Here is a 13,843-nt window from a genome sequence, read left to right on the forward strand (position 1 = left end):
TGCGTCAGGGCGTGAGCGGCTGGGAGTCACGATCGAGGGTCAGAACAGGCCCGGGATCACCTCCTGCTCCATCTCCGAGTAGCTGTCTTCGTTGCTGTCCGCGTACGCGTTCCACGCGTCGGCGTTCCAGATCTCGGCGTGCGCGCCGACCCCCGTCACCACGAGGTCGCGCTCGAGTCCGGCGTACGCACGGAGGTGCGGCGGGATCGTGACGCGGTTCTGGCTGTCGGGCTTCTCGGCGCTCGCCCCCGAGAGGAACATGCGCTGGAAGTCGCGGGACTGCTTGTTCGTGAGCGGCGCCTCACGGATCCGCTCGTAGACCCGCTCGAACTCCGCCGTGCTGAAGACGTAGAGGCAGCGCTCCTGGCCTCGCGTGACGACGACGCCCGATCCGAGATCGTCCCGGAACTTCGACGGAAGGATGACGCGCCCCTTGTCGTCGAGCTTGGGAGTGTGCGTGCCCAGAAGCATCGGCACCTCACCCCCTTCGTCCGGCCCCCGACGGGTTGTGGCCCCCACGTTACTCCACAGTCCTCCACTTTGTCACCCGGACGCTCCCCGAGAAGCGGCTGTGAGTGTCGATGCGACGCGACCGCCGTCGGCGGGCGATGGATGCGAGATCGCCGGCGGGTGGACCGGGAAACAAAAAAGCACCGACCCGAAGGTCGGTGCTCTGGTGTGCCGGATCGGCGGTCAGGGGGTCAGTGCCCCTCCTGCCGTTTGTCCCAGCGGTCGTTCATGCGGTCCATGAACGACGATGACGACTTGCCCGGCTTGGCGGGCTTGTCGGGATCGGCCGGCATGCGCCCCACCCCGCGCGTCGGGGTGACGGCCAGGACGACGCCGCCGAGCATGACGACGAAGCCGAGGACCCCGACCACGATCAGGTCGGTCGAGACGCCGATGATGAGGCCGCCCAAGCCCAGCAGCACGAGGATCGTGCCGTAGACGATGTTGCGGTAGCTCAGGCTCCGGCCGTCCCGGGGCGCGCTGACGACGTCCGCGTCGTTGCGCATGAGATGGCGTTCCATCTCATCGAGCAGACGCTGCTCCTGTTCGGACAGTGGCATGCATCCCCCTCTGAAGTCTCAGACGCGTTGATTCTACGCGTGCGCTCGATCACTAGGCTAGGCCCGTGTCACCCTCCACGGACCCGGTCGCGGCGATTTCCCAGCGACTGGACACGTTCGTCTTAGGCGTCCGCGAATCGAGCGCCGCGATGGGTCCCGAAGCGGCTCTTCTCGTCGATGCGGGGGCGACCGCGCTGGCCGGCGGCAAGCGCCTTCGCGGGCGATTCTGCGTCGCCGGATACCGGGCCGTCGCCGAGGCCGGCGGAGGCTCGGCCGGGCTCCCGGATGAGGTCGTGGCCGCGGCATCCTCGCTCGAGATCTTCCATGCGGCCGCGCTCGTGCACGACGACGTCATCGACAACTCGGACACCCGCAGAGGGCGGCCCTCGGCGCACCGAGCCCTCGAGGGCTCGCACCGCCGATCCGGCTGGGTCGGCGACGCGTCGGCCTTCGGCCGGTCGGGCGCCATCCTGCTGGGCGATCTGCTCGTGGCGTGGAGCGACGACCTTCTCGAAGAGGGCTTGGCCGCGGCATCCTTCTCGCGCGCGGCCGCCGCTCGCGCGGAGTACGCCACCATGCGACGCGACGTCACGATCGGCCAGTTCCTCGACATCGCCGAGGAGTCGGCCTTCCGCAGCGAAGCCGATGACCGGCACGCCGAGCGCGCGCTGCGCGTCGCCTCGTACAAGTCCGCGCGCTACAGCGTGCAGCAGCCGCTCGCCATCGGAGCGGCCCTTGCGGGAGCGGATGCCGCGCAGCGGGCCGCCCTGGCGGCCTTCGGCCATCCGCTCGGCATGGCGTTCCAGCTGCGCGACGACGTGCTCGGCGTGTTCGGCGACGAGGCCGAGACCGGAAAGCCCTCTGGGGACGATCTGCGTGAGGGCAAGCGCACCGTGCTCATCGCGTTCACGCGCGAGCGGCTGGACGGCTCCGCGCGACGCATCGTCGACGAGCTCGTCGGCGACCCGCTCCTCGATGAGGGCCAGATCGCGTCGCTCCAGCGCACGATCGTCGACACCGGCGCGCTGGACCGGGTCGAGGGGCTGATCGCGGACTACGCCCGGGCGGCGGAGCGGGCACTGTCAGGAGCGCGGCTCGGAAACGCCGCGGTCGGCGAGCTGCGTGACCTCTCGCGGGCGGCGACGGTCCGCACCACCTGACCTCGCGGTCAGGCGAGGGCCTGGGCGACCCGCCGCACCTCGCTCTTGCGACCGGCGCGGAGGGCTTCGATCGGCGCGACGCCGATCGACTCCTCGGGGCTGAGGAGCCAGTCGATCGCCTCATCGTCGGTGAAGCCGGCGTCGTGGAGGACGAAGACGGTGCCACGCAGTGAGACGAGCGGGTGCCCGTCGACGATGAACACGCTCGGCACCTTGAAAGCACCGGCGCGGCGCGAGCCGATGAGGTGATTCTCATCCAGCAGGCGACGGACGCGTCCGAGCGGTTCGCCCAGAAGGTCGACCAGTTCGGGGAGGGTAAGCCAATCGGTTTCGATGCGAGGCGCCAGATCTGCGGTCACGACCCCACTATCTCATCCTCGCGGGCCGGCCGTATCCGCCACTTTTGTCACACCGGTAACAGTAGGCACTCGCGCACCACTGGTTGACAGTCCTTTACTTCCGTGACACCTTGTGTGGGTCACAGAGGGGGGAAACTCGTGCGACAGCCCAGTACTCGCCATACGACCGACCGGAGGCGCGGAACGCCGACTGCCCCGCCCACGTCGAGGGGCGCCTCGGCCCACGGGACGGTGGCAGGGTCCATCGTCGGATCGATCGCCCTCGTCCTCAGCGCGACGACGGCAGCCGGCCCCGCCGCTGCCACCGAGCAGGAGCACGAGACGCGCACGGTCTTCCGGCCGCACGCCCTCTCCGCGGCTCCGATATCGCGGGTCGTCGTCGGCCGCACGGCCCCCGCCGCCGTGGCAGTGCCCGACACCTATACGGTGCAGAAGGGCGACACCGTCTTCGGCATCGCGCTCCGATACGGACTCCGCACCGCCGACGTGCTGGCCCTCAACGGCCTGACCGGCGCGTCGATCATCCGGCCCGGCCAGGTGCTCCGGCTCACGGGCACCGTGCCGGCAGCACCTGCGCCGACGGCACCGGCGGCTCCCGCCGCGCCGGCGGGAACGTACACGGTCCAGAAGGGCGACACCCTCAGCTCCATCGCGGCCAGGCACGGGGTCAGCGTGCAGGCTCTCTTCGCGGCCAACGGCCTCGGCTGGGCGTCGGTGATCTACCCCGGCCACAAGCTCACCATCCCCGGCGCTTCAGCGCCGGCGGCGCCGGCTGCCCCCGCGGCGCCCGCGCCGATCGCGCCGCCTGCGCCTTCGGGTACGTACACGATCCAGAAGGGCGACACCCTCAGCGGGATCGCCGGTCGGCACGGCATCACGGTGCAGGCCCTCTTCGCCGCGAACGGCCTCGGCTGGAACTCGATCATCTATCCCGGACAGAAGGTCGCCATCCCCGGAGGCATGGCGCCCGCGGCCGCCGTAACCCCGGCGGCTCCCCCGGCGGCATCCGCGCCGGCCGCGCCCGCTCCGCCGATCCAGGCGCCGGTGCCCTCGCTCGACGCCGAGCAGCAGTCGAACGTGCGGCTCATCATCGGCATCGGACGCGAGCTCGGGGTGCCGGACCGGGGCATCGCGATCGCGCTCGGCGCGGCGATGCAGGAGTCATGGCTGCGCAACCTCACGTGGGGAGACCGCGATTCGGTCGGTCTCTTCCAGCAGCGTCCGAGCACGGGATGGGGCACCGTCGAGCAGGTGAGCGACCCGGCGCGGTCGACTCGGGCGTTCTTCGGCGGCCCGAGCGATCCCAACGGCCCCGCGACCCGCGGGCTGCTCGACATCCCCGGCTGGCAGGGCATGACCTTCACGCAGGCCGCCCAGGCGGTGCAGATCTCCGCGTACCCGGACCGCTACGCCCGGTGGGAGCTGGCCGCCACGACGTGGCTGGCGACCTACGGATGACGGGTCACGAAGCGGTCTCGGCCGGGTGAGCCGCTCCCCGGGCTCACAGGCGGCCGTCCGTAGACTTTCAGCGTGAGCACGAGTCAGCAGGCCGACCCGCTGATCGGCCGTCTCGTCGACGGCCGGTACCGGGTCCGCGCGCGCATCGCGCGCGGTGGCATGGCGACCGTGTACGTCGCCACCGACCTGCGGCTCGAGCGGCGCATCGCCCTGAAGGTGATGCACGGGCATCTGAGCGACGACACCGTGTTCCAGAGCCGCTTCATCCAGGAGGCTCGGGCGGCGGCCCGGCTCGCCGACCCGCACGTCGTCAACGTCTTCGATCAGGGCCAGGACGGCGACATGGCGTACCTCGTCATGGAGTATCTGCCCGGCATCACGCTGCGCGAGCTCCTGCGCGAGCAGCGGCGCCTGACCATTCCGCAGACCATCACGATCATGGATGCCGTGCTCTCCGGCCTCGCGGCGGCCCACCGCGCCGGCATCGTCCACCGCGACGTCAAGCCCGAGAACGTGCTCCTCGCCGAGGACGGGCGCATCAAGATCGGCGACTTCGGCCTCGCCCGCGCGACGACCGCGAACACCGCGACCGGATCGCAGCTCCTCGGCACGATCGCGTACCTCGCGCCGGAGCTCGTGACGCGGGGCACGGCGGATGCGCGCAGCGACATCTACTCGCTCGGCATCATGCTCTACGAGATGCTCGCGGGCGAGCAGCCGTACCAGGGCGAGCAGCCGATGCAGATCGCCTTCCAGCACGCGACCGATTCCGTCCCCCGCCCGAGCGTCAAGAACCCGGGCGTCCCCGAGCAGCTCGACGAGCTCGTGCTGTGGGCGACCGAGAAGTCGCCGGACGACCGGCCGACTGACGCGCGCGAGATGCTGGACCGCTTCCGCGATATCGAACGGGAGCTCGGCGTCCATCCGCAGGTCGCCCGCACCGCGCCGACGACCGTGATCCGCGACGAGGGCGGAGCACAGACCGAGCTCACGAAAGTGCTGCCCGCGGCCATCACCGGCCCGATGGCGGCCATCGACGACGTCGACAACGCCGCGCGGCTGCGCACCGAGATGCGAAAGCGCGCCCGGAGGGGCGGGTGGCTCTTCGCGCTCGTCGTCGTGCTGGCCGTCCTCGCCGCGGGCGTCGGGTGGTGGTTCGGCTCGGGACCCGGTTCGCAGGTCGCCGTGCCGGATGTCGCGAACATGACGTTCGAGCAGGCACAGGGCGCTCTGGCCGAAGAGGGACTCCTCGCGGCGCAGGAGGACGTGTTCGACTTCGACGTCCCCGCCGGAACCACCGTCGGCTCTGAGCCCGGCGCCGGCGCGCGCGTCGACAAGGACACGACAGTGACGGTCCTCGTGTCCAAGGGCCCCCAGGACCATCCCGTGTCGGCGCTCGGCGGGCTGCCCGCCGACCAGGCGCGCACCGCGCTCGAAAGCGTCCGCGTGACGGTCGGAGACGACGCGCAGTACTTCAACGGCGATGTCGCCGAGAACGCCGTGATCTCGGCATCCGTCACTCCGCGCGCGGGAGGCGACGCGTTCGACTGCACTCCCGGCTGCACCATCCACGAGGGCGATTCGGCCGTGCTCGCCGTGTCGGTCGGAGCGGTCCCGGATGTCGCGGGCAAGAGCGTCGGTGATGCCACGGCCGCGCTGAACGCGAAGAACCTGCAGATCGCCGGGACGACCGAGGAGACGAGCGACAGCGTCAAGGACGGGCTCGTCATCCGCATCGCCGACAAGGAGGACGGAACGCCGTGGCGTCCGGGCGAGGCCGTGACCCTCGTCGTCTCGTCGGGGCCTCCCCTGTTCCCCGTGCCCAGCGTCGTGGGCCTGACGCTCGCCGAGGCGAAGGACAAGCTCACGGCGGCCGGGTTCACTCCGCAGTACAACCCGCTCTGGGAGCCGTTCGCGCTGATCGCGACGGTCGTCGCACAGGACCCCGAAGCCGAGGCGCAGCGCGTCAAGGGGTCGAAGGTCTCGCTCGACCTCAGCGCGACCGACTAGCCCGGACCCGGGCGCGATGAGCCCGGAGCCGAGCCGGGCCCGCTCAGAGCTTCTCGAGCTCCTCGGCCACGAGGAAGGCGAGTTCCAGGCTCTGCATGTGGTTGAGGCGCGGATCGCACAGCGACTCGTAGCGGGTCGCGAGCGCGGCCTCGTCGATCTCCTCCGAACCGCCCAGGCACTCCGTGACGTCGTCACCCGTGAGCTCGACGTGGATGCCGCCGGGGAACGTGCCGACCTCGCGATGCGCGTCGAAGAACCCGCGCACCTCGTCGACGACGTCGTCGAACCGACGCGTCTTGTAGCCCGTGGGCGTCGTGATGCCGTTGCCGTGCATGGGATCGGTGACCCACAGGGGCGTGGCCCCCGAGTCCTTCACGGCCTGGAGCAGCGGCGGAAGCGCGTCGCGGATCTTGCCGGCGCCCATGCGGGTGATGAAGGTCAGGCGGCCCGGCTCGCGCTCGGGATCGAGCTTGTCGATCAGCTCGAGAGCCGTCTCGGGTGTCGTCGAGGGCCCGAGCTTGACGCCGATGGGGTTGCGGATGCGCGAGAAGTAGTCGACGTGCGCGCCGTCGAGGTCGCGCGTGCGCTCGCCGATCCACAGGAAGTGCGCCGACGTGTTGTACGGCGTCCCCGTGCGCGAATCGATGCGGGTCATCGGGCGCTCGTAGTCCATGAGGAGACCTTCGTGCCCCGTGTAGAACTCGACGCGGCGGAGCTCGTCGAAGTCGGCGCCGGCGGCCTCCATGAACTTGATCGCGCGGTCGATCTCGGTCGCGAGGCGCTCGTACTGCTGGTTGGCCGGGTTCTGCGCGAAGCCCTTGTTCCAGCTGTGCACCTCCCGCAGGTCGGCGAACCCACCCTGGGTGAACGCGCGGATGAGATTGATCGTCGACGCGGCGGTGTGGTACCCCTTCAGCAGCCGCGCCGGGTCGGCCTGGCGCGAGCCCTCGGTGAAGTCGTAGCCGTTGACGATGTCGCCGCGGTACGCGGGGAGCGTGACGTCGCCCCGCGTCTCGGTGTCGCTCGAGCGGGGCTTGGCGAACTGGCCCGCCATCCGGCCCATCTTGACGATGGGCATCGAAGCGCCGTAGGTCAGGACGACCGCCATCTGCAGAACGGTCTTGATCCGGTTGCGGATCTGCTCGGCCGTCGCTCCGGCGAAGGTCTCGGCGCAGTCGCCTCCCTGCAGCAGGAAGGCCTGACCCGCAGCCGCGCGCCCGAGGCGCTCGCGGAGGATGTCGACCTCGCCCGCGAAGACGAGGGGCGGGAGCGTCGAGATCTCGGCCGACACAGCATCGACGGCGTCGCGGTCGCGCCATGCGGGCTGCTGCTTGATCGGCAGAGTCCGCCAGTGGTCGAGGGCGTCGAGCTGCTGAAGCATCCGCCAAGTCTATCGGCGGCATGCGAACGCCAGCCGCCGTCTTACGTCCGCGGTGCGGCGCTCCCCGTCGGGCTCGCGTCAGGCCCGGGGCGCAGTCTGGGAGGGCGCGTGCGCCGGCGTCGCGGCGGGCAGCTGGGCCTTTGCGGGCTTCTTGAGTCGGTCCTTGACCGTAGAGGCGTAGACGTCCTCGTACTCCTGCTCCCCCAGACGCTGCAGGGCGACCATGATCTCGTCGGTCACGGACCGCAGGATGTACCGGTCCCCCTCCATGCCCTCGAAGCGCGAGAAGTCGAGGGGCTCGCCGATCACGACGCCGACCCGGACGATGCGCGGGATGTGCGTGCCGATCGGCATCATCGAGTCCGTGTCGACCATGACAACCGGCACGACCGGCACGTGCGCCTCGAGCGCCATACGTGCGAGCCCCGTACGACCCCGGTACAGCTTTCCGTCGGGGCTGCGCGTGCCCTCGGGGTAGATGCCGAGCAGATCGCCGCGGCCCAGCACCTGAAGGCCCGTGTTGAGGGATGCCTCGGACGCCTTGCCGCCGGATCGGTCGATCGGGATCTGGCCCGTCATCTTGAAGAACATGCGGGTCGCCCAGCCCTTGAGCCCGCGACCGGTGAAGTAATCGCTCTTCGCGAGGAAGGACACGGGCCGGTCGATCATGAGCGGGAGGAAGACCGAGTCGACGAACGACAGGTGGTTGCTCGCGAGGATCGCGGCTCCCTCGGCGGGGATGTTGCGCCGACCCACGATCCACGGACGCCAGATGGCCTTCGTGATCGGACCGATCACGATGTACTTCATGAGCCAGTAGAACAAGCCGCGTGCCTCCTCGAGCCGTCCGCTACTTGCTGCCTGCGAGGTCGGCGGCGCCGATGATCCCGGCCGCGTTCCCGAGCCGGGCGATCGCGAAGTCCGCGACCGGGCGGTCGCCGTAGCCCGGCAGCGACGTCTCGTAGGCGATGCGCACCGGCTCGAGCAGCACGTCGCCGAGCTCGGCCACACCGCCCCCGATGACGAAGAGCGATGGGTCGAGGACGGCCTGGAAGCCGCCGCACGCCTCGCCGAGCGCCGTCGCGACGCGTCGCAGCGCCTCGAGCGCGCCCGGGTCGCCCGCGAGGACGAGCCGCGAGATCGCCGGACCGCTGATCGAGCCCTTCTCGGTTCGGACCGCCGCGAGAGCCTCACCGATCCCGCCGGCATCGGCGATCTCATCGGCCTCGCGCTGCAGGGCACGACCGGATGCGTACTGCTCGAGGCATCCGTTCTGTCCGCAGCCGCACGGGCGGCCGTCCCGCGTGAAGCGCATGTGGCCGAGCTCGGCGCCGATGCCGTGACCGCCGCGGTACAGACTGCCGCCCAGGATGACCGCTCCCCCGACGCCCGTGCCGAGCGTCAGCATCACCATGTCGTCGACGTGGGCGCCGCCGCCGAAGCGATACTCGGCCCAACCCGCCGCGTTGGCGTCGTTCTCGATCGTGACGGGCATGTCGAGGCGGCCCTCGAGCTTGGCCTTGAGCGGCTCGTTCCGCCACGCGATGTTCGGGGCGTGGATGATCACGGCGCCGTCTCGATCGACGAACCCCGCGGCGGCGACGCCGACGGCCGTGACGTCGTACGAATCGTGGAGGTGGCGGACCATGTCGACCACGGCATCCTCGAGCGCTGCGGTGTCGACGGGAGTCTCGACGCGAAGCTGCTCGACGATGGTGCCCTCGTCGTCGACCACCCCTCCCGCGATCTTCGTTCCGCCGATGTCGATCCCGACCTTGAGCACCGCGCTCCCTCCGTCATCCTCGCGCGCATCGCGACGCGACGGCGCCTTGAAGTCTATCCGGGCGGTGTCGCGCGCCGAGGCGTGTGTGACAGGGGGTCCTCGTGGGCCGGGCCGCGGCATCCGTCCCCAGCGATCCGGGCGGGTCCACGGGGTCCGGATACACTCGGAGGCAGGCGCACCCGATGAATGCCGGTACCGAAGGAGTTGCCGTGGTCCAGTTCGAAGTCCCCGCGATAGTCCCCGCGGATCCCTCCGCAAACGTCACCGACCTGCTCGTCGAGCGGGTCAAGGCGACGCCGCAGCTCGCCCTGTTCGCGGTTCCCGACGGGGACGGATGGCGCGACATCACCGCGGCGGAATTCCAGCGCCAGGTCATCGCCCTCGCGAAGGGCTTCGCTGCCGCCGGCATCGAGCCGGGCGACAAGGTCGGCTTCGTCGCGCGCACGACGTACGAGTGGACGCTCGTCGACTTCGCGCTGTTCTATGCCGGCGCGGTGATGGTGCCGATCTACGAGACGAGCTCCGCCGCCCAGATCCAGTGGAACCTCTCGGACTCCGGCGCGATCGCGGTCATCACCGAGTCGGCCGACCACGCGGCGCGCATCGAAGAGGTCCGCGCCGAACTCCCCTGATCCGCTCGACGTGGTCGATGCACGACGGCGACCTCGACAAGCTCGTCGCCGGAGGCGAGGGCGTCTCCGATGAGGAGATCGAGCGCCGGCGGAACCTCGCCAACGGCGCCGACATCGCGACCCTCATCTACACGTCGGGCTCGACGGGCCGGCCGAAGGGCTGCGTGCTCACGCACAGCAACTTCGTCGAGCTGAGCCGCAACGCCGCCAAGTCGCTGCACGAGGTCGTCGAGACTCCGGGCGCTTCGACGCTCCTGTTCATCACGACGGCGCACGTCTTCGCCCGCTTCATCTCGATCCTCGACATCCATGCCGGCGTCAAGACGGGTCACCAGCCCGACACGAAGCACCTCCTCCCCGCTCTCGGCTCGTTCAAGCCGACGTTCCTCCTCGCCGTCCCGCGTGTGTTCGAGAAGGTCTACAACTCGGCCGAGCAGAAGGCCGAGGCGGGCGGCAAGGGCAAGATCTTCCGCGCCGCCGCGAGCGCCGCGATCGAGCACTCGAAGCTCCGCGAAGAGGGCAAGAAGATCCCCCTCGGGCTCAAGATCAGGTTCGCGCTCTTCGACCGGCTCGTCTACAGCAAGCTCCGCGAGGCGATGGGCGGCAAGGTCGTCTACGCCGTGTCGGGCTCCGCTCCCCTGGGCTCTCGCCTCGGCCACTTCTTCCACAGCCTCGGCGTCGTGATCCTCGAGGGATACGGACTCACCGAGACCACGGCCCCCGCAACGGTCAACCTCGCGACGAAGTCGAAGATCGGGACCGTCGGACCCGCGCTCCCCGGCGTCGGCGTCCGTCTCGCCGACGACGGCGAGATCCAGGTCCGCGGCATCAACGTCTTCAAGGAGTACTGGCGCAACCCCGAGGCGACGGCCGCCGCGTTCGACGGCGACTGGTTCCTCACCGGCGACCTGGGCTCGTTCGACGATGAGGGCTTCCTCAGGATCACGGGTCGCAAGAAGGAGATCATCGTCACGGCCGGCGGCAAGAACGTCGCGCCGGCCGCCCTCGAAGACCCCATCCGCTCGAACCCGATCGTCGGCCAGGTCGTCGTCGTGGGCGACCAGAAGCCGTTCATCTCCTGCCTCGTCACCCTCGACCCCGAGATGCTGCCGACCTGGCTCGCCAACAACGACCTGCCGGCCGACATGTCGCTCGCCGATGCCGCGAAGAACAGCGCCGTCCGTGCCGAAGTGCAGCGGGCGATCGACACCGCCAACAAGTCCGTCTCGCGCGCCGAGTCGATCCGCAAGTTCGCGATCCTCTCGACCGAGTGGACCGAGGCGAGCGGGCACCTCACACCGAAGATGAGCATCAAGCGCAACGTCATCCTGCAGGACTTCGCGTCCGAGGTCGACGAGCTCTACAACGTGCCGGTCGCGACGACCAACGTGTCGCTCGGAGGCTGAGCGGCCAAGCCACGCAAGAGGGCCCGGACGATCGTCCGGGCCCTCTTCGCGTCAGAACCAGTCGCTCTCGCGGATCTCCCGCATCGCGACCTTGCGCTCCTCGGGCGTGAGGCGCTGGATGTACAGCATCCCGTCGAGGTGGTCGGTCTCGTGCTGCAGCGCCTGAGCGAGCAGACCCTCGCCCTCGACCACGATCTCGTTGCCGTCGAGGTCGATCCCCCGCACCTTCGCATACGGATGCCGCAGCGCGTCGTGCCAGAGCCCCGGGACGGAGAGGCATCCCTCGCCGGTCGGCACGGGGTCACCCGAGACCTCGACGATCTCGGGGTTGATGACGTAGCCGATGTCGCCGTCGATGTTGTAGCTGAAGGCCCGGAGGCCGACGCCGATCTGCGGTGCGGCGACGCCGGCGCGGCCGGGGAGCTCGACGGTGTCGACGAGATCCTGCACGAGTGCGCGCACGCCGTCGTCGATCTCGCCGATCGGCGCGCTGGGCGCGCGGAGGACGGGGTCGCCGAAGAGGCGGATGGGCCGGACCGCCACGTCAGGCGGCCGACGCGAGCGAGCGCAGCCCCTCGACGACGCTCGCCGCGAGCTCCCGTGCGGCGAGTCGGGTCTCGGGGCGCAGGTCGCGGAAGGTGATCGCGCTGCCTGCGGCGATGTGCGGGTCGTACGGCACGCGCACGACGGCGCGCACGCGGCTCTTGAAGTGCGTCTCGAGCTCCTCGGGGCGCACGAGGGGCGTCCCCGGCCGAGCGTTGTTCAGCACCACGACGGCGCCGCGCACCTGCTCGGCGTAGCCGTTCGTCTCCAGCCACGTCAGGGTCTCGGACGCGAGGCGGGCCTCGTCGACACTCAGTCCCGAGACGATGACGAGCTGATCGGCGAGATCGAGCGTCGCCTGCATGACCGAGTGCACGATGCCCGTGCCCGTGTCGGTGAGGACGATCGAGTAGTAGTGCGCGGCGATCGAGGCGACGTCGTGGTAATCCCGGTCGTTGAAGGCCTCGGCGATGCGAGGGTCGGCATCGGAGGCGAGGACGTCGAGGCGCGTGTCGTCGCGCGCGACGATCGACGAGATGCCCGCGTAGCCCGAGATCTCGCCGCGAGCGCGGGCGAGGTCCCGCACCGTCTTGCCGTTCTGGCGCGCGATGCGCTCCGCGAGCGTGCCGCGGTCGGGATTGGCGTCGATCGCGATGATCCGGTCGTCGCGCGCATCCGCCAGTGCCATGCCGAGGAGCGTCGTGATCGTCGTCTTGCCCACGCCGCCCTTGCGCGAGAGCACCGGCACGAACCGCGCGCCCTGGCCGAGGGCGGCCGAGATGCGGCGGTCGAGCTCCTTGCGGGCCCGCGCGCGCTTGCCGTCGCCGAGGTTCACGCGCCGGCCGGTGATCGAGTAGACGAAGTGCTGCCATGCGCCCTCGGGCTCGGGCTTGATGACCTGGTGCGGGTCGAGCAGGCGGTCGGCCGTCAGAAGGTCGGCCGACTCGCGGCCCGGCTCGAACTCGCCGAGGCGCTTGGACGTGAGGGCCACATCGGACCGCGGCTGCACGCGCTCCACGGCGTGTGCGCGCTCCTGCTTGTCGGCCGACTCGGCGTGCGCCTCCCGGCGGGTCGCGGGATTGGAGCCGGTGGTGGTCGGCACCGAACCGGTAGGGGTGACGGATGCCGCGCCCCGCGCGGTGCCGCCGGTGAGAGGCGCCGGGGCGTCGGCCTGGCCGGCGTCGCCCGGGTGGTCCTGTTCAGTCACGATCTCGGCCTCCACGGTCGATTCGGTGGCACCCCCGGGCTCGGCGGTGTCTGCGTCGTGCGCGTCATCGGTGAACCCCATCACCGGAAGCGCGTCGGCGCCGTCGTCTTCATCATCGGAATCCTGGATGCCGGGGCCTGCGACACCGGCGGCGTCGGCGTCGTGTTCGACGTCGGCGCCGGCGGCGGTGCCGTCGATGTCGTCATCGTCGAAGCCCTCGACGAGCACGGGTCCTTCGAGGTCGTCGACGATCTCGGCGACGACCTCTGCATCAGCGGTGTGGATCTCGTCATCGGCGTGAGCGGTCTCGTGCGTCTCGCCGTCTCCGGCGACGTACGTCTCGTACGTGCCTACATTCTCGCCATCGGCGTCGGTCCCGTCGACGACATCGACGAACTCGACGACCTCGGGATCGTCCGCGTCCTCGAGCTCGCCCTCGAGTGCAGGGTGATCGGCGGACTGCTCTTCGGATGCGGGGAAGTCGGATTCGGCGGCGGAGGCCTCGGACGCGGCATCCTCGATCTCGACGTGCACGGGCTCATTCGCCGCCTCGCCGAGCCACTCGGCCTCATAGGCCGGGCGCTCGAGGCGCGGCGGGAAGTCCACGTCGATGCTCTCGACCTCGACCTCGTCGCCGACGACGTCGTCGTCGCCGAGCTCTTCGTCGTCGGAGGCGGAGGGAAGGACGACGCTCACCTGTTCGGTGCCGCCGCCGAGGATTCCGATGGCGGTCGTGTCGATCCCGCCGGTCTCGGCGAGCACGCCGTTCTCGGTCTCTTCGTCGGGGTGCTGGTCGTTGCGCTCGGGCGTCACTGCATGATCTCCAGAGGATGT

11 protein-coding genes and 1 pseudogene are annotated in these 13,843 nt (G+C 70.2%); 4 read left to right on the forward strand and 8 right to left on the reverse strand.

Annotated features, from left to right (window positions below; genetic code table 11):
• Positions 1-39: 39 nt before the first annotated feature.
• Positions 40-471 carry a division/cell wall cluster transcriptional repressor MraZ gene (mraZ, locus tag G5T42_RS16665; protein WP_165130299.1) on the reverse strand — a complete coding sequence of 144 codons (432 nt, stop codon included), beginning with the start codon at positions 469-471 and terminating at the stop codon, positions 40-42.
• A 230-nt stretch (positions 472-701) separates the two neighbouring features.
• On the reverse strand, positions 702-1,070 hold the full coding sequence (locus G5T42_RS16670) for a DUF3040 domain-containing protein (protein WP_165129870.1): 369 nt from the start codon (positions 1,068-1,070) through the stop codon (positions 702-704).
• 65 nt (positions 1,071-1,135) lie between these two features.
• Between G5T42_RS16670 and G5T42_RS16675 the strand changes: the two genes are divergently transcribed.
• Positions 1,136-2,230, forward strand: coding sequence for a polyprenyl synthetase family protein (locus G5T42_RS16675; RefSeq protein WP_165129871.1), 1,095 nt, complete (start codon positions 1,136-1,138; stop codon positions 2,228-2,230).
• Between the two features lie 8 nt (positions 2,231-2,238).
• Here the strand turns inward: G5T42_RS16675 and G5T42_RS16680 are convergent, their stop codons facing one another.
• Positions 2,239-2,589, reverse strand: coding sequence for an Rv2175c family DNA-binding protein (locus G5T42_RS16680; RefSeq protein ID WP_206535667.1), 351 nt, complete (start codon positions 2,587-2,589; stop codon positions 2,239-2,241).
• A 231-nt stretch (positions 2,590-2,820) separates the two neighbouring features.
• Here G5T42_RS16680 and G5T42_RS16685 point away from each other — a divergent pair, with 231 nt between their 5' ends.
• Both G5T42_RS16685 and pknB read left to right on the forward strand, forming a co-directional pair.
• Positions 2,821-4,047, forward strand: coding sequence for a LysM peptidoglycan-binding domain-containing protein (locus G5T42_RS16685; RefSeq protein WP_241245875.1), 1,227 nt, complete (start codon positions 2,821-2,823; stop codon positions 4,045-4,047).
• A 72-nt stretch (positions 4,048-4,119) separates the two neighbouring features.
• Complete coding sequence (gene pknB, locus G5T42_RS16690) at positions 4,120-6,057, forward strand: Stk1 family PASTA domain-containing Ser/Thr kinase (protein ID WP_165129872.1); 1,938 nt, start codon at positions 4,120-4,122, stop codon at positions 6,055-6,057.
• Between the two features lie 43 nt (positions 6,058-6,100).
• On the opposite strand, the gene G5T42_RS16695 is transcribed toward pknB, so the two are convergent.
• The 3 genes from G5T42_RS16695 to G5T42_RS16705 all read right to left on the reverse strand — a co-directional run bounded on the left by G5T42_RS16695 (position 6,101) and on the right by G5T42_RS16705 (position 9,221).
• Positions 6,101-7,438 (reverse strand): 3-deoxy-7-phosphoheptulonate synthase class II, encoded by a 1,338-nt coding sequence (locus G5T42_RS16695; protein WP_165129873.1) that lies wholly within the window; start codon positions 7,436-7,438, stop codon positions 6,101-6,103.
• A 78-nt stretch (positions 7,439-7,516) separates the two neighbouring features.
• Positions 7,517-8,263 (reverse strand): lysophospholipid acyltransferase family protein, encoded by a 747-nt coding sequence (locus G5T42_RS16700; protein WP_165129874.1) that lies wholly within the window; start codon positions 8,261-8,263, stop codon positions 7,517-7,519.
• Between the two features lie 25 nt (positions 8,264-8,288).
• On the reverse strand, positions 8,289-9,221 hold the full coding sequence (locus G5T42_RS16705; protein WP_165129875.1) for an ROK family glucokinase: 933 nt from the start codon (positions 9,219-9,221) through the stop codon (positions 8,289-8,291).
• Between the two features lie 209 nt (positions 9,222-9,430).
• Here G5T42_RS16705 and G5T42_RS16710 point away from each other — a divergent pair.
• Positions 9,431-11,259 (forward strand): annotated as a pseudogene (locus G5T42_RS16710) (AMP-dependent synthetase/ligase).
• Positions 11,260-11,310: 51 nt separating this feature from the next.
• On the opposite strand, the gene def reads toward G5T42_RS16710, so the two are convergent.
• Positions 11,311-11,802 (reverse strand): peptide deformylase, encoded by a 492-nt coding sequence (def, locus tag G5T42_RS16715; protein ID WP_165129876.1) that lies wholly within the window; start codon positions 11,800-11,802, stop codon positions 11,311-11,313.
• 1 nt (position 11,803) lies between these two features.
• Positions 11,804-13,822, reverse strand: a complete 2,019-nt coding sequence (locus tag G5T42_RS18030) for a MinD/ParA family protein (RefSeq protein ID WP_347104026.1) — start codon at positions 13,820-13,822, stop codon at positions 11,804-11,806.
• Positions 13,823-13,843 lie beyond the last annotated feature (21 nt).

Origin of the sequence: Microbacterium sp. 4R-513 (assembly GCF_011046485.1) — a bacterium.
Lineage (GTDB): Bacteria > Actinomycetota > Actinomycetes > Actinomycetales > Microbacteriaceae > Microbacterium.